Source organism: Corynebacterium sp. KPL3927, from assembly GCF_040225835.1.
Lineage (GTDB): Bacteria > Actinomycetota > Actinomycetes > Mycobacteriales > Mycobacteriaceae > Corynebacterium.
Genome location: NZ_JBEHGD010000001.1, coordinates 119,247 through 134,215 on the forward strand (window position 1 = coordinate 119,247; position 14,969 = coordinate 134,215).

The following is a 14,969-nucleotide window of genomic DNA, read 5'->3' on the forward strand; positions in this document are numbered from 1 at the left end:
TAGTTGCGCAGACCTTGTTGCGCAGATCTTGTTGCGCAGATCTTATTGTGCGGGACGCGCTGCGGCCGCGGCCTTCGCGGCGGGCTTGAGGGCGGCATCGATGCGCTCAAAGTCGGCATCGCCAAGTGCATCAGAGACGAACCAAGTCTCGAACGCGCTCGGTGCCACGTAGATGCCGTTTTCAAGCAACGCGTGGAAGAACGGGGCAAAGCGGAAGTTCTCCGCGGACTGCATGTCCGCGAAGTTGCGGCCCTCGCCCTCTGCAAAGCGAATGGAGAACATGGATGCCGCGCGCTGAATGTGGTGCGCCACGCCCTCGGCCTCCAGCGCGGAAGAAATCATCGCGCCGAGCTGGTCGGCCTTTTCTTGCAGGCGGGGGTAGAGGGATTCATCGGCAAGCTGCAGCGACTTCAGGCCCGAGGCCATCGCCACCGGATTACCGGACAAGGTGCCCGCCTGGTAGACCGGACCATCCGGCGCCAGGTAGTCCATGACCTCGGCGCGACCGCCAAAGGCCGCAGCCGGCAAGCCACCGGAAACCACCTTGCCAAAGGTCACCAAGTCCGCCGCCACGCCATCGACGCCGTACCAACCCTTATACGAGGTGCGGAAGCCGGTCATGACCTCGTCGAGGATGAGCAGGGCGCCATCGGCATGCGCAATTTCCTTCAGCGCCGTGTTGAAGCCCTCATTCGGGGCCACGGTGCCCATATTGCCGGCAGAGGCCTCCGCAATGATACAGGCAATCTGGCCCTCGTTCTCTGCGAAGGCCTCGCGCACCGCATCCAGATCGTTATAAGGAACGACGATGGTGTCCTTCGCCGTCGCACCCGTAACGCCCGGCGAATCCGGCAGGCCGAACGTCGCCACGCCCGAGCCCGCCGATGCCAATAACGCATCCACGTGCCCGTGGTAGCAACCCTCAAACTTCAGCACCTTTGCGCGGCCGGTGTAACCGCGGGCCAAACGCACCGCCGACATGGTCGCCTCCGTACCGGAGTTAACCATGCGCACCTTATCGGCCGCAGTGCGCTTGACGATTTCCTCCGCCAGCAGCGCCTCACCCTCTGTCGGCGTGCCAAAACTCAGCCCGCCGGTGGCAGCCCGCTGCACGGCCTCGACGATTTCCGGGTGCGCGTTGCCGTGGATCATCGGGCCGTAGGAGCTTACGAGGTCGACGTACTCATTGCCGTCGACATCCCACAGGCGCGATCCCTCGCCCCGCTCAATCACGCGGGCCTGGCCGCCCACGGAGCCGAAAGCGCGCACCGGCGAGTTCACCCCGCCCGGGATCACTTTGGAGGAACGCTCGAACCACTGTTGCGACTGGGAAGTATTAGGCATGTCTGTCATTCTAGCGACTCGCGCGCCATACAAAAGTTTGACTGTGCATGTCGGTGGAATTCACAGCAACCCACTAAGCTTTCCCGCGTTTCCGTGATACGTCATAGAAACGGCGTTCCCGCTGAGATGGCACACTGGGGAGGTATGAAGATCGCATTTTTAGGAACCGGACGCATGGGCACCGAGCTTGCCCGCCACCTACTATCTGAGCACGAGCTGACGGTGTGGAACCGCACCGCTGAGCGCGCGCAACCGCTCGTGGACGAGGGCGCGGCGCGCGCCGATACCCCTGCCGCGGCCATCGAGGGCGCCGAGGTCATCATCACCTCCCTCTTCGGCCCCGACCAGATCCGCGAGGTGATCATCGAGCCGCAGCTTATCCCCGAGGGCATTACCTGGATCGACACCACGACGGTCTCGCCTGACGATGCCCGCGAGTTCGCCGCCGCCGTCGACTCCTACGTCCACTCCCCCGTCGTGGGCTCGCTGGGGCCGGCGCGCGAGGGCAACCTGGGCGTTTATGTCGGCACGCCCGACGATGACCGCCGCGAGGTCGCCCTCGGCCTTGCCGAGGCCTGGGCCGGCGAAGAGAAGCTGATTGGGGTGGAAACGGCGGCGACGGCGGCCATCGGCAAGCTGCTGGCCAACCTCGCCCTCGCCGTGACCGCCGAAGGCCTGCTCGAGGCCCTGCAGCTCGGCGAATCCGAGGGGCTCGATTCCGAGGTCATCCTGCAGATGCTCGACATCACCGGCCTGTCGTTCATGTCGAAGATGAAAGGCCCATTCATCACCGGCGAACGCAATACCGACCCCGGCGATTTCACCGTCGACGCCCTGGCCAAGGACGCCAAGCTCATGGAGAGCACCTCCGATAAGCCCCTGCCCGCCGTATCCGCTGCCATCGAGCGCTTCGCCGAGATGCAGGACATGGGCCACGGGAACCAGGACTTCTCATCCATCTTCGTTTTCCGCAATAAGGGCTAGTTATTCACATGTCGCGTCAACGAACCGCGGCCTTTTAGCGCTTTTCGGGCGAGTTATCCACAGGCTGCGCTCGCGCGCCGCGCTTTAGTTGCGCTATCACCTTAAGCTGCGGGGCATGACAGCACTTCAGGCATACCTCGCGGCCCTGGCGCCCGGCATCGACATCGTCGCCGGGTGCACAGGCATGTCCGCCCGCGAGCTGCGCGCGGCCGGTGCGCCGAATCGTACGGCGCGCACGCTGCTCACGCTTGCCGATGCCTTCTTCTCCCCCACCTCCTTTTCCCGGCAACAACGCCGCGCCGTGGCCGCCGCTCGCGAACGCGCCCACGCGCTGCCAACGCTCGAGGTCATCGAGCGCTACGCCACTCGCGCCAAGACCAAGCGCCAGGCATGGCAGCTGCGGGTGGAGCTCTGCCGCACCGCCGCGGATACCGATGAGATGGAAAAGCTCGCGCGCAAGAAGCTGCGCGAGATTAATCCGCCCACCCCGCCGCGCCCCGGCGTGCGCATTCGACGCCGCAAGGATGCGCCGTGGACGCTCGCGATTACCGGGCCCTCCGCCCTCATCGCTGACTTGGAGTCCAACCTGGACGAAAATGCACCCTTAGACTCCGTCGCGGGGCTTTTCTCCGGCTCCGCCGCCCCGCACCCCACGGTGACGACCAATGCGATCATCACGCTCGACGAGCTCGACCGCATCATCGATGGCGACGGCGAAGAAATCACCATCCAACTCACCAACGGCGCGCGGCTCACCGGCGCCGAATTGGTCGCGCGCACCCTTTCCGAGCGCGGCCTTATCACCCTCGTGCATCCCTTCGAGGGCGCGGTAAACCTCTACCGCACCGAGCGCATGGCCAACGAGAAACAGCGGCTCATGGCCGCCGCCGAAAATCCCGTCTGCCCGTGGCCGCGGTGCAACTATCCCGCGGATAAGTGCCAAATCCACCACCTGGAAGCCTGGCAGCGCGGCGGCGATACCAATATGGCCAACCTTGCAGCCTGCTGCCCGTACCACAACGGCGTCAACGACGACGACCCGAATGCACCGCCGCGCCGCGGTCGCCTCGCCCGCAGGCGCGGGCGGGTGGTGTGGCAACCACCCTGGGCCGACACCGTGCCCGAAGCCGTGCCCGACCCGAGCGCCGAAACCTAGTGCTCGCACCTAGCATAGGCCCCAGCACGGACTTCCGGCACTGCCCCATAGCGCTGGTTTCTAGCACCGGTTCCCAGCACTGGAACCTCGCGCCCAGGTCCCGCCACCATTCCCGGCCGAGGGACAGGCCCTCACACATGCCAATTATCTGCGCGCATGTCAGGTTTCCGCACGCGCGGAATCGGCCGCAAACGCCTGTTCAGGCAGCAGTAACCCTGCTGCCTGTTTAGGCATGCCCAAAACCGTCGCGCTCCAGCTCCGGACCGCGACACGGTTCAAGTACGGGACCGCCGGCGATTCTTAATCACCGGTAGCGCCAGCCACCGACTGCGTTAGCTACAACCGACGCCAGTTGCAGCCGGCGCTAGTTGCAGCCGAGACCAGGTTCTGATGCTAAATGCGGGTGCCAACCACGCGAGCTAGCTGCCAGCGATGCGGGCGGCAGCAGCGCGCGCATCCGCGATGACCGCAGGAACGCCCACGCCGCCGGCCCAAGCCCCCGTGACGTCGACACCTGGGGACTGGGACAAGGCATCGCGCACGGCTGCCACGGTGTCGAGGTGGGTGGCATCAAAGCGCGGCAGGCCGCCGAACCAGCGCTGGGTGAAGATTTCGGCAACGCCAGCCGCGCGGCCGTCGAAGCCGGTCAGGTGCTGCAGGTCATCGAGGGCGTAGTCCACGAGGTCGTCTTCCTCGGCGCGGACGATGGCGTCATCGCCGAACCGGCCGAACGAGGCACGCACCAGCGCCCCGCCGCGCTCTGCCAGGTGGGGCCATTTGCGCGATGACATCGTAAACGCCTTTGCGTGCACGTCATCTTGGTCGGTGGCGACGAGGATGCCGGAGTTTTGCGGCAGCGCGGTGCCGGAGGGATCGGTGTCAGACTCGAATTTGAGGCCCACGACTGCCGATGCCGCCAGCTTCACCCCCTTCAACCGCGTCGCCGCGTCCGGAGCCACCTTGGGCAGCAGCCGCGCGGCAGTCGGTGCCGGGGTAGCTACCAGCACGCGGTCGAAGGGCTCGGTATCGCCCGGCGCGCCGGTCAGGCGGAACTTATCGCCATCGCGCGTGATGCCAGAAATGAACGTGTCAACGAAAATCTTCGCATCGGATTTTTCCGCCAGGGTCTCGTAAACCTCGGCGTAGCCGCCGCGGAAGGTTTGGAAAACGGGCCCGGAACCGCTGGGGTTATCCGCACGGGCTTCCTCGAGGGAGCGCACGGCCGCAGAAAGGGTGACGGGGCCGAAGGCGGCGAGGGCATCGAGGGCATCGGCAAGCGTGGGGATGGTGGCGCGCAGGCCCAGGTCATCGGCGGTGCATGAGTACACTCCGCCCAGCAGCGCGGAAACCACGCGGTCCACTAGGTCGCCGCCGTATTGTTGACGCACCAACTCACCGACCGAAACGTCGCCGCCCACGGTCCACTCGAAGGGCTGCTCGTTATCGATGCGCCGCGCCGTCTCCTCCGAAACCAGGTGCGCAACCGGCTCGGAATGCGACGGAATGCCCATCACCCCGCCCTGCGGCAGGGCTTTGAGCTCCCCGCTGTAGACCAGCGAGCGCAAACCTGACGGGTCAACTAAACTGCCGGCAAGGCCGAGGGAGTGGAAGAACTCCACGGCATCGCGCCGCCGAGCGAGGAAGGCCTCGGCGCCCATGTCGGTGGGGCCGTCATTAAACGGCACGGAATACAGCTTGCCGCCGATGCGCCCGGCGGCCTCGAAAACCTCGACGTCGTGATCGCGCAGTTCGTAGGCGGCGGTAAGGCCGGCGAGACCGGCACCGATGATGGCAATACGCATTTAGCCCTCCTCGTGAATGATGGATACGGCGCGGGTAATGGCCTCCGCGTCGGTGGTGGGCAGCACCCCGTGCCCAAGGTTCCAGATATGGGTGTCGATATCGCCGCGCTGCTGGGCGCGCTCGACCTCGCCGCGGATGGTGCGCACGGCCTGGCGCACGGCATCGTCGCCGGCAAAAAGCAGCGCCGGGTCGAGGTTGCCCTGCAGCACGCGCGAGTTCACGCGCTGGGCGGCGTCGTCCATGGCAACGCGGTAGTCCACGCCCATGACCTCGGAGCCGGCTTCGGACATCGCCTGTAGCAGCTCGCCGGTGCCCACGCCGAAGTGGATACGCGGAATATCGACGCTGGCGAGGATTTCCTGCGAATACGGCAGCACGAACTCGCGGTAGTCGCGCTCGTTGAGGTAGCCGGCCCAGGAATCGAAAAGCTGCATGGCGTCGATGCCGGCATCGACCTGCACCCGCAGGAAGTTAATGATGGTGGGCACGAGCCGGCGCATGAGCATATGCCACGTCTCGGGCTCGGCGTGCATGAGCGCCTTGGTGCGCTCGTGGTTCTTGGACGGCCCGCCCTCGATGAGGTAGCTGGCCAGGGTAAATGGCGCACCGACGAAGCCGATAAGCGCTTGGGTTTCGGTCAGCTCGTCGAGGATGCCCGCAATGCCTTGGGCGACTTCAGGCACGTCAGCTTCCAGAATAGGCAGCTTGCCGATGTCCCCCTTCTCCCTCACCGCCTTCTCCATCACCGGCCCGCGGCCGGGCACGATGTCAACGTTGACGCCGGCGGCCTTGAGTGGGACCACGATATCGGAAAAGAGAATGGCAGCGTCCACGTCGTGGCGGCGCACCGGTTGCAGGGTGATTTCTGCCAGGAGTTCCGGCATGAAGCAAGAGTCCAGCATGCCGATGCCCTCGCGGGCGGCGCGGTACTCCGGCAGGGAGCGACCAGCTTGACGCATCAACCACACTGGCGGACGGGAGGGGGTGCGGCCGAGCGCGGCATCAATAATGGGGGCGCGGTTAAGTCGAGACATACTCTTCATTATGAATCAAAAGTTGGAGCAGGGGCTAATTTGCCGCGCCTTTGCCCTCGCGCGTCAATCGTACGATCAGCGCCCGTCAGCCCCGCCCGTGGAGGCTGCGGTGGGCAATGAACCGGTTGGACTGGGGTCGGAAGAGCAGAACCACCGCGATAAGCAGCGTCACGGCGATAAGCAGCAGGCCGAGCCCGCCGATACCAAGCGCCAAGGCTGCAATGTTGAAGAAAAGGGCAATCGCAATGACGAGGGAGATAATGCGGCGCGCCCACTTCGATCCGTTGGCGAGTTGGGCAGAAAAGAGCGCCAGAATGATCGCGCCGATGATATTAAATACCGAGACGAAAAGGCGGTTCGACCGCACATACTCGGCGATGCGCGAATCCGAAGGCTCCATCTGCTCGCCGCCTCCGCCGAAGATGCCGACCATGCCGCTGACCAGCATGATGACGGCGGCAACAACGAGTACCCAGTACGCCCACTGGAGCGGGCGCGGCCACACGGACAGGTCTTGATTCTGGGTGGTGTTCTGCACGGGGCGGTTATAATCGCGAGGCCCTGGGCGATGATTCTTGTCCGCAGAACCGCCGTTCTGGTCATCATCGCGCCGGCCGTGACCGGGGAACATGCTGGTCATCGGTTGTCCTTGTGGTCATCGCCAAGCGATTGCTGGGAGGACTTGTCCCTGCCGCCCTTCTCCTTGGCCTCCTGCTTTTCGCGTTTCTCGCGCTCCTTATCCCGTCGCGCCTGCTCGAGTTCCTTCTCCAGCTCGCGCATCTGCTCCAGCTCGCCGGTGTAGTCGAGGGTGTCGGGCTTAACGGAGAATATGAGCCCCAATACGGCGGCGACGCCGACCAAGATTTGCACCATGCCGTCGGCGGCAAAGAGCCAGTCGGGGACGTCAGCGCCCGCGGGCGTGACCATGAAGGTCAGCAGGATGCGGAAACCGAAGTAAATGGAAAAGGCAAACCAGATGCGGCGCGAGGTGCCCGCGCGTTTTGATGGCCCCGCCAGCGACTTCAGCAAAAAGAGCAGCAGCACCAACACGCCGACGGCAATGGCGGCCGACAGAGCCACCGATCCATAGGCGGCCATTTCGATAAAGGAATCCGATACTTCCTCGCCGTCTTCGCCACCCGAGGTGCTTTCGACCATCTGCTTGGCCTGCGCCATGAGCACATCGTGGTTGAGCAGGGTCAGCACCACGTTGAGGATCTGGTGGACGGTCTCGCCGGCGACGACGCCCAACCAGAGCCACAGCATGTAGACCACAGTCTCGGGGCGCTTGGCGCCGCCCTGCGAGCCCTTGCCGCGCTGGTCACGCGGGTCACCGGGCTGCGGCGGCCCAGGCTGCAGCTTAGGCCGCGATTCTCGTTGAGGCTCTCGCTGCTTATCGCGCTGTGGCCCCGGGCGGCCGGCCTGCGGCGACCCAGGCTGCGGCCCCGGATCGCCCGGCTCCGGCGAAGCGGGCTGCGGCGACGGACGAGAAGAAGGCTGTGTCACAAGAATCCTTTACTTGAGCAGGCGTGCGGCTTCGGTGGCGAAGTACGTCAGGATCTGATCGGCACCGGCACGCTTGAAGGCGGTGAGCGACTCGAGCATGATGGCCTCGCCATCGACCCAGCCGTTGGCGGCACCGGCCTTGATCATCGCGTACTCGCCAGAGACTTGGTACACGGCGACGGGTACCGAGGAAGTCTCCGCGATTGCGGACAAGACATCCAAATACGGCAAGCCCGGCTTGACCATGACGAAGTCGGCGCCCTCCTCGATATCGAGCTCGGCCTCCAGGAGGGATTCGCGGAAGTTGCGGGGGTCCTGCTGGTAGGTGCGGCGGTCGCCCTCTAGGGAGGAGCCGACGGCCTCGCGGAAGGGGCCGAAGAAGGCGGAGGCGTACTTCGCGGAGTAGGCCATGATGGAGACGTCGTCGCGCCCGGCCTCATCGAGGTCAGCGCGGATGGCGCCAACCTGGCCGTCCATCATGCCAGACGGCGAAATGATTTGCGCGCCGACTTCGGCCTGGGAGCGGGCCATCTTTTGGTAGAGCTGGACGGATTCATCGTTAAGCACGCGGCCCTGGTCATCGAGGACGCCGCAGTGCCCGTGCGAGGTGAACTCGTCAAGGCAGGTATCGGCCATGATGATGAGGTCATCGCCAAATTCCTCGCGCAGAGCGGCAATCCCGCGGTTCAAAATGCCGTCGGGATTCCAGGCCACGGAGCCGGTGGCGTCCTTGTCCTTTTCCAGCGGAACGCCGAACAGGTCCACGCAGGTAACGCCGGCCTCGAGGGCTTCCTCGGTCGCGCGGCGCAGCGAGTCAAACGTGTGCTGGTACACGCCGGGCATGGAGGAAATCTCATTCGGCTCATCGAGGCCGTCTGCGATAAACATCGGCAGAATTAAGTCCGATGGGCGCAGCGTGGTTTCGGCGACGAGGTTGCGCATCTGCGGCGTGGAGCGCAGGCGGCGGGGGCGGCGGGCAGGAAATGAGCTCATTGGGTACTCCTTAGAGCGAGACTAAAAACTTACGCCTTCTCGACCTTAGTAGTCTTCTTGCGCGCGCGACGCTTCTTGCGGGGCGCGGGCAGGTTACCGGCGGCGCGGAGGGCGGCGACGTGGCTGGCGAGGGCATCGACAAGCGCGGGCACGTCCGCAACATCTGGCACGACATCGACGCGCAGGCCCAGCTCTTCTGCTGCTGCGCTTGCCGATGGCCCGATGCACGCGATGATCGTCCGCTGGTGCGGCTTGCCGGCGATGCCCACCAGGTTGCGCACGGTGGAACCGGAGGTAAAGGCCACGGCGTCGAAGCCACCAGTCTTGATCATGTCGCGGATTTCTGCCGAGGGCGGGGCGGCGCGCACGGTGCGGTAGGCCACGACGTCGTCGACGTCCCACTGGAGGGCTTGGAGGCCATCGACAAGCGTATCGGCGGCGATATCGGTGCGCGGTAGGAGCACGCGGCTCACGGCGTCGATGTCCTCGACGTAATTGGGAAAGACATCGAGCAGCCCCTCGGCGTTTTGCTTCTTCTTGTGCGGCAAAAGCTCCGGCACCATGCCCTTGGCGCGGATGGCATCGGCGGTCTTGGTGCCCACGGCGGCAAGATGCACGCCGGCAAAATCGCGCGCGTCCAGGCCGAGCTGGGAAATCTTATCCCACACGGCGGTCACGGCGTTGACGGAGGTAAAGACGATCCACTTGTAGCGGCCCTCGACGATGCCCTTGATGGCGCGGTCCATCTGCGCCGGGTTGCGCGGCGGCTCGATGGAAATCGTCGGCACGTTCTGCGGGATGGCGCCGTAGCCGGCCAGGCGCGCGGACATGGGCCCGGCCTGTTCCTTGGTGCGCGGCACCAGCACGCGCCAGCCGTAGAGCGGGCGGTTTTCCCACCACGAGTACTTGGTGCGGTCATCGATGCTGCGGCCGAGCGTGACCACCAACGGGCCGGACAAATCCGCGTCCAGCTTGGCGATGGTCCCCAGCGTCGTCTCGTACGTGCGCTGCAGGCGCGTGGTGCCGTGGACGGTCACGAAAGCCTCGGTTTCTGCCGGCATGCCGCGCTGCTGCAGCTCGGTGGAAATCTCCGCCAAATCTTCCTTGGTGGCCTGCAAGACGATGGGCTGGGTGGCATTGGCGAGCGCGTCCCAGTCGGCGCCATCGGTGACATCGGCTTCGGTGTACGTCGATCCGAGCGCCAGCCCGGCAAAGGACGGCACAGTTGAGGGCAGGGACATGCCCGGCACGACCTGGAATTCCAGGCCGGCGGAGGCCACGGCGTTGATCTCGGTCTTGATGGATTCGCGGTTGAGCGGGTTGCCGGTCACGAGGCGGATGACGTCCTCGCCATCGGCCTCCGCAAGGCACTCACGCAGCTGGCTTACGATGTCCTCGCCCGGTGTATAGAGCACCGCGGCGGTCGGTGCCGGCGGGCGGGGCGGCTTGCGGCGCGCGCCCTTGGCCTTGGCATCTGCGCACATCTGCGCGTATTCCTCTTCCGCGGCGTCCAGCAGCTCTTGCGGGACGGGCAGCGCGGTGGCGACGGCATCGCGCACGCCCTGCATGACCTGCGGATCGGCCACGGCGATAGCGTTATTGGCCAGAACTTCGCGGGCGCGGACGGTCAGCAGGTCTGGGTTTCCCGGACCAGCGCCCACGAAGACGATCTTGCCCAACTGGGTGTCTGACACAGCATTGCTCATAAAGTTCTTTTCTAGATCTGGGCCCGCGGCACCGCACACGGACATGATCGCCTGCAGTGTTTCTCCCCGCGCCGTCGGTGGGTATCAAGGTCATAACGGCCAAAATCCCAGGCGCGACGTCCTGGGATGCCCTTAAAGGGGGCCGGGTATCATTGCAAAAAATGATCTATGGTATCTACACCTTAAATTATTAGCGCTTAAAGTAGAAATTACTGACCTAGCAGGTCGGCCGCGCCTTGGGCGAAAAGCTCATCAGAGACCCGCGTGCCCAACTCCGCCGCTTCCGCTGCGTCCGTCGCAGCGCCGGAGGCGGTGGCGGTCAATTGGCGGGAACCATCCAGCGCAAAGACGCCGCCGCGCACCGTGAGTTGATCGCCGTTCCAGCGGGACGTAGCGGCCACGGGCGCGGTGCAGCCCGCCTCGAGGCGGGCGAGAACGGCGCGCTCGGCAAGGGCGGCGGAGGTGGCTTGATCATCAACAATGGCGTCCAGTGCCGCGGCCGCCTCGGTGCCGGCGGCGGCCTCGATGGCCAGTGCACCCTGGGCTGGGGCGGGCATGAATAATTCTGGATCGAAGATATCGCTCGCCCGATCCTCGTAGCCGCCGCGCAGCAAGCCGGCATAGGCCAGCACCACGGCATCAAGCTCGCCGTCGGTCACCTTGGACATGCGGGTATCGATATTGCCGCGCAGCGGGCGGATCTCCAGGTCCGGGCGCAGGGCGGTCAGCTGGGAGATGCGGCGCGGCGCCGAGGTTCCCACCCGCGCACCCTCTGGCAGCTGCATCAGGGTCATCCCATCGCGGGCGACCAGCACCTCGCGGCTGTCCTGGCGCTGCGGGATGACCAAGCGGAAGCGATCATCCTCGGCCGTGGGCAGGTCCTTGAAAGAGTGCACGGCGATATCGCATTCGCCGCGGTACAGCGCCTCGCGCAGCGCCTGGGTGAATACGCCCACGCCGATGCGCTCGACCGGGGCCATATTCGTATCGCCGGCGGTGGTGACGATGTGGAGTTCGGAATCGAATCCGGCATCGATAAGCCAATCGCGGACGTGTCCTGCCTGGGTGGTGGCGAGCTTGGAGCCACGGGTACCAATCTGGAACATTTACGCCTCCTTATTCAGCGTGGGCAATTCATTGACGGCCACGGCAACGCCGGAGCCTTCCAGCTGCAGGCCAAAGAGTTCCTGCAGGGCATTTTCGCTGCTAAAACTGCTATCCGATGCCGCCAGCTTCTTCGCCCGCACCGTCGGTTCATGCAGCAGCTTGTCGGCGACGCGCTTGAGGGCGCCTTGGACATCGGCAAGCTGCTTGCCCTCTAGCTCTGGGTGCTTTTGCTGCAGGCGAGCCGCCTCGCACTCCACGAGGTCCGCCGCGCGGCGGTGCAGGGCGCTGACAGCCGGTGCCACATCGCGCACGCGCTGGGCGGAGGTATAGGCGGCGAGCTCCTCATCCACGATGGCGCGGGCCTGCTCGTGCGGGTCCGTGCCAGCCGCGACATCGGTGGCGGCCGCAGACAGGGACTTGCTGAGGCGCTCGATATTCACCAAGTCCACGTCATCAATTTTCGTTGCCTCGTCATCGATATCGCGTGGAAGGGAGAGGTCAATGAGCATCAGCGGGTGCGCAGGTGGTATGTCGGCCGCGGTAATGGTAAAGCCCTCGGCGCCGGTGGCGGAGATGGCAAGGTCGACATCGGCAAGCGCGGTGGCGCGGTCCTGAAAGTCCACCACTCGGGTGCGCACGCCGGCCTCCTCAGCGTGGCCGGCGAGGCGCTCGGCGCGCTCGCGGGTGCGGTTGGCAATCACCAGCTCGCCGATGCCCAGCCGGCCGGCGTGGGTGGCCGCAAGCGAGGCCATCGCCCCGGCGCCGAGTACGAGCGCGGACTTGCCCTGCAGATCCTCCGTATTCAGGCGCTGCAGCGCCTGGTCAAAGGCGAAAGTCACCATCGAGACGCCGGCCTTATCGATCTCCGTTTCCGAGTGCACGCGCTTGCCGGCACGCAGCGCGGACTGCGCCAAGGCGTGGATGCGCGGGCCAACCGTGCCCTGCTCGGAGGCGGACTGGTAGGCAGAACGCACCTGACCGATGATCTGTTGCTCGCCCACCACCATCGAATCCAGGCCGGAGGTAACGGACATGAGGTGTTCCGCGGCGGCATCGGCATAGCGCACGTAAAGGTAATTGCGCAGCTCTTCCTCATCGACGTGGGAGACTTCCTGCAGCACCCGGATGACGTCCTGCACGCCGGTGTGGAAGGAATTGGTCACCGTATAGACCTCGAGGCGGTTACACGTGGAAATGATCATCGCCTCAGTAAGGGACTCGGTGTCAACCAACCGCCCGCAAGCGGAATGCTGCACCACATCGTCCATACTCAATTTTTCCAGCAACGCCACGGGTGCCGATTGGTGGGACATTCCCACAACGAGCACGCTCATGCTCCACACTCCTCAACCTTTTGATTGACCGCAATGGTTCCAAAGACTACCCCGCGTGGGCGCGGAACCCGAATCGTCAGCGCAGCTCCGCAGCCAACTCTTCGTTATCGACTTCCCAGCAGGCGAATTCTTCTCCGTCTATCACTACAACGGGAACGCGGTCACCGAATTCCATCTCGAGCTCGCGGCTATCTTCCACGTTGCGCACTTCCAGCTGGGCACCGGCCTCCTGGATAACGGGGGTAATCTGCTCTTTTACCCGTTTACAGGAACCGCAGGTGGGGCGCACCATGAGCTCGACTAGATGCTGGGACATAGGGGCGGGATTCTCCTCATAAGGACGCAGACGGGGGAAACGTTTACTATGGACATGTTAGTCCACCCCGCGTTTGCGAAAGCTGTTTATTCCACTCGTGTCCGCTTTACCTCCCCCCGGATTCCCCGAATCTCCCCGCGACTTTTTGGCCAATTGGACGGCCTCGCGCGGCAATCTGCGCAACTTCTTAGAAAACCAGGCGCTGGCCCCCTTGGGCGAGGAAGAACAGCGCGCCGCAGGTGAGGCGGCCGCTGCCGCCGCTTTAGAGGAATTCGGGCTCGAGCTCGAGGACTTCGCCTCCGGCATAGCCTCCGTCTCCGGTTCCTATGACGCCGCAGGCTCCCAACGCATCACGGCCCAGGATCCGGACGTCCCCGTCGATGTCGGCGCCGCCGCTTTTTTCGACGTGGACAATACCCTCGTTCAGGGTTCCTCCTTGGTGGAATTCGGCTTTGGGCTCGCCCGCCGGCGCTATATCCGCATTTCTGAGATACTCCCGGTTGCCTGGAAGCAGCTTAAATTCCGCCTTTCTGGCACGGAGAATGCAAAAGACGTTGCCGAGGGCCGCGCGCAGGCCTTGGAGTTTGTCAAAGGCCGCAGCGTGGACGAGCTCATTGACCTGTGCGAGGAAATCGTCGAAGCCTCACTCGCCCGCCGCGCGTACCCCGGCACCACGCAGCTCGCTGAAATGCACCTGGCTGCCGGCCAGCAAGTGTGGCTGGTGACCGCTACCCCAGTCCAGCTCGCCCAGGTCTTGGCGCGCCGCTTTGGCTTTACCGGTGCCCTCGGCACCGTCGCGGAGGTAGAAGACGGCAAGTTCACCGGCCGCTTGGTGGGCGATATCCTCCACGGCCCAGGTAAGAAGCACGCCGTAGCCGCCCTCGCTACCATCGAGGGCCTCGATTTGGACCGGTGCACCGCCTACTCCGACTCCGCCAATGACATGCCCATGCTCACCATGGTGGGCACCCCCGTGGCCATCAACCCAGACCGCAAGCTGCGCAATATCGCAGAAGAGCGCGGTTGGATCGTCCGCGATTACCGTTCCATCCGCCGCGCCATCCGCACCTACGGCCTTCCAGCGCTTGTCACGGCTGCCTTCTCCTATGGCGGCTGGCGCTATTTCCGGAAGTAGCAATACAGCCAGCACTGCCGTCTCACAACGGGCGCTCAGCACATTACTTTCTCAAGCCCCTCGGTGTGGCTACTGCTACCCCATCGCCGCGACGTTGAACACCAGAACAACCGCACTAAGAGCCGTCATCCCGAGACAATTTACCCAGAACTCCTTACCTACGAAGTTCGCCTTGATATGAGCGATGATGGCGAAAATAAAGTAACCAAGTACGCCGACTGAGACAGTGGCTGTAATCGACGGGTTATTCAAAACGGCTCCGACGATCAAGCCAAGCGCGGCCAGCGCCTTAATTCCGATAAGCGCCCACCACCAGTCTTGAGGAAAATTGACCCCTCTAAGGCAGCGACTAATGAACTTGGGTGGCTTCACAGAAAGCACGGCATCGCCGATCAAAACGATGGCTAAAAGATACGTACCAAAGACAGCTAAGAACCCCACTCGGGAACCTCCCTTGAATCAGATGCTAAGCACATGAAGCATCGCATGACCCAACTTTTGTGGGTTGAATTGATTCTACAGCTCAAAACAAGCAAACGTATGTGGAGATG

General features: G+C 64.2%; 14 protein-coding genes. 3 read left to right on the forward strand and 11 right to left on the reverse strand.

Annotation, left to right across the window (positions count from 1 at the left end):
- Nucleotides 1–42 precede the first annotated feature (42 nt).
- A complete protein-coding gene (hemL, locus tag ABRP86_RS00640) occupies nt 43–1,353 on the reverse strand; it encodes a glutamate-1-semialdehyde 2,1-aminomutase (protein ID WP_349862074.1) in 1,311 nt (436 codons plus the stop codon).
- A 135-nt stretch (nt 1,354–1,488) separates the two neighbouring features.
- On the opposite strand from hemL, the gene ABRP86_RS00645 reads away from it, so the two are divergent.
- The gene (locus ABRP86_RS00645) at nt 1,489–2,328 is read left to right on the forward strand and encodes an NAD(P)-dependent oxidoreductase (RefSeq protein WP_349862075.1); all 840 of its coding nucleotides are present in this window, start codon (nt 1,489–1,491) and stop codon (nt 2,326–2,328) included.
- A 115-nt stretch (nt 2,329–2,443) separates the two neighbouring features.
- Nucleotides 2,444–3,484 (forward strand): HNH endonuclease signature motif containing protein, encoded by a 1,041-nt coding sequence (locus ABRP86_RS00650; protein WP_239268822.1) that lies wholly within the window; start codon nt 2,444–2,446, stop codon nt 3,482–3,484.
- Nucleotides 3,485–3,903: 419 nt separating this feature from the next.
- Here the strand turns inward: ABRP86_RS00650 and ABRP86_RS00655 are convergent, their stop codons facing one another.
- From ABRP86_RS00655 to ABRP86_RS00695, 9 genes are all read right to left on the reverse strand, one after another.
- Nucleotides 3,904–5,286 (reverse strand): protoporphyrinogen oxidase, encoded by a 1,383-nt coding sequence (locus ABRP86_RS00655; protein WP_239268824.1) that lies wholly within the window; start codon nt 5,284–5,286, stop codon nt 3,904–3,906.
- The gene (gene hemE, locus ABRP86_RS00660; protein ID WP_239268826.1) at nt 5,287–6,321 is read right to left on the reverse strand and encodes a uroporphyrinogen decarboxylase; all 1,035 of its coding nucleotides are present in this window, start codon (nt 6,319–6,321) and stop codon (nt 5,287–5,289) included. It abuts the gene before it with no gap.
- Between the two features lie 85 nt (nt 6,322–6,406).
- Nucleotides 6,407–6,961, reverse strand: a complete 555-nt coding sequence (locus ABRP86_RS00665; RefSeq protein ID WP_349862076.1) for a tellurium resistance protein TerC — start codon at nt 6,959–6,961, stop codon at nt 6,407–6,409.
- Nucleotides 6,958–7,827: a hypothetical protein gene (locus tag ABRP86_RS00670; protein WP_349862077.1), complete on the reverse strand. Its 870-nt coding sequence runs from the start codon at nt 7,825–7,827 to the stop codon at nt 6,958–6,960. Before ABRP86_RS00670 ends, ABRP86_RS00665 begins: the two co-directional genes overlap by 4 nt.
- A gap of 9 nt (nt 7,828–7,836) precedes the next feature.
- Entirely contained in the window at nt 7,837–8,820 is a 984-nt protein-coding gene (gene hemB, locus ABRP86_RS00675) for a porphobilinogen synthase (protein WP_239268832.1), read from the reverse strand.
- Nucleotides 8,821–8,849: 29 nt separating this feature from the next.
- Nucleotides 8,850–10,526, reverse strand: a complete 1,677-nt coding sequence (locus ABRP86_RS00680) for a bifunctional uroporphyrinogen-III C-methyltransferase/uroporphyrinogen-III synthase (RefSeq protein ID WP_239268834.1) — start codon at nt 10,524–10,526, stop codon at nt 8,850–8,852.
- A 209-nt stretch (nt 10,527–10,735) separates the two neighbouring features.
- Nucleotides 10,736–11,632 (reverse strand): hydroxymethylbilane synthase, encoded by an 897-nt coding sequence (gene hemC / locus ABRP86_RS00685; RefSeq protein ID WP_239268836.1) that lies wholly within the window; start codon nt 11,630–11,632, stop codon nt 10,736–10,738.
- On the reverse strand, nt 11,633–12,967 hold the full coding sequence (locus tag ABRP86_RS00690) for a glutamyl-tRNA reductase (protein ID WP_239268838.1): 1,335 nt from the start codon (nt 12,965–12,967) through the stop codon (nt 11,633–11,635). It lies immediately after the preceding gene.
- 76 nt (nt 12,968–13,043) lie between these two features.
- On the reverse strand, nt 13,044–13,283 hold the full coding sequence (locus tag ABRP86_RS00695) for a glutaredoxin family protein (protein ID WP_239268840.1): 240 nt from the start codon (nt 13,281–13,283) through the stop codon (nt 13,044–13,046).
- 97 nt (nt 13,284–13,380) lie between these two features.
- On the opposite strand from ABRP86_RS00695, the gene ABRP86_RS00700 reads away from it, so the two are divergent.
- Nucleotides 13,381–14,418, forward strand: coding sequence for an HAD family hydrolase (locus ABRP86_RS00700; RefSeq protein ID WP_239268842.1), 1,038 nt, complete (start codon nt 13,381–13,383; stop codon nt 14,416–14,418).
- A 75-nt stretch (nt 14,419–14,493) separates the two neighbouring features.
- Here ABRP86_RS00700 and ABRP86_RS00705 read toward each other — a convergent pair whose 3' ends face one another.
- Nucleotides 14,494–14,859 (reverse strand): DoxX family protein, encoded by a 366-nt coding sequence (locus ABRP86_RS00705; RefSeq protein WP_349862078.1) that lies wholly within the window; start codon nt 14,857–14,859, stop codon nt 14,494–14,496.
- Nucleotides 14,860–14,969 lie beyond the last annotated feature (110 nt).

Coding starts and splice junctions, on each gene's coding strand:
- hemE (WP_239268826.1), bottom strand. CDS start 6,321: ATGTCTCGACTTAACCGCGCCCCCATTATTGATGCCGCGCTCGGCCGC.
- ABRP86_RS00690 (WP_239268838.1), bottom strand. CDS start 12,967: ATGAGCGTGCTCGTTGTGGGAATGTCCCACCAATCGGCACCCGTGGCG.
- ABRP86_RS00655 (WP_239268824.1), bottom strand. CDS start 5,286: ATGCGTATTGCCATCATCGGTGCCGGTCTCGCCGGCCTTACCGCCGCC.
- ABRP86_RS00645 (WP_349862075.1), top strand. CDS start 1,489: ATGAAGATCGCATTTTTAGGAACCGGACGCATGGGCACCGAGCTTGCC.
- hemB (WP_239268832.1), bottom strand. CDS start 8,820: ATGAGCTCATTTCCTGCCCGCCGCCCCCGCCGCCTGCGCTCCACGCCG.
- ABRP86_RS00665 (WP_349862076.1), bottom strand. CDS start 6,961: ATGACCAGCATGTTCCCCGGTCACGGCCGGCGCGATGATGACCAGAAC.
- ABRP86_RS00650 (WP_239268822.1), top strand. CDS start 2,444: ATGACAGCACTTCAGGCATACCTCGCGGCCCTGGCGCCCGGCATCGAC.
- ABRP86_RS00680 (WP_239268834.1), bottom strand. CDS start 10,526: ATGAGCAATGCTGTGTCAGACACCCAGTTGGGCAAGATCGTCTTCGTG.
- ABRP86_RS00695 (WP_239268840.1), bottom strand. CDS start 13,283: ATGTCCCAGCATCTAGTCGAGCTCATGGTGCGCCCCACCTGCGGTTCC.
- hemL (WP_349862074.1), bottom strand. CDS start 1,353: ATGACAGACATGCCTAATACTTCCCAGTCGCAACAGTGGTTCGAGCGT.
- hemC (WP_239268836.1), bottom strand. CDS start 11,632: ATGTTCCAGATTGGTACCCGTGGCTCCAAGCTCGCCACCACCCAGGCA.